The 268-nt window shown below is 56.3% G+C and carries 1 tRNA gene; it reads right to left on the reverse strand.

Annotated features, from left to right (window positions below):
- Positions 1–9 precede the first annotated feature (9 nt).
- Positions 10–85: transfer RNA gene (locus OGY37_RS00010), tRNA-Ala, on the reverse strand.
- Between the last annotated feature and the right edge of the window lie 183 nt (positions 86–268).

The following is a 268-nucleotide window of genomic DNA, read 5'->3' on the forward strand; positions in this document are numbered from 1 at the left end:
CAGTAAGGATGGTGGAGCTATGCGGGATCGAACCGCAGACCTCCTGCGTGCAAGGCAGGCGCTCTCCCAGCTGAGCTATAACCCCATCGTAAATGCTAATCTCTGTACCCTAATTCGTTTCCGGGCAAGGCGCGGTGGTGCGAAGCATACTGAAGTATGCGAGCATCGCCGTAACACAGCACGGAGGCGAATTTGGTAGGCCTGAGTGGACTTGAACCACCGACCTCACCCTTATCAGGGGTGCGCTCTAACCACCTGAGCTACAAGC

This window comes from Citrobacter sp. Cpo030 (assembly GCF_030333005.1).
Classification (GTDB): Bacteria; Pseudomonadota; Gammaproteobacteria; order Enterobacterales; family Enterobacteriaceae; genus Citrobacter; species Citrobacter portucalensis.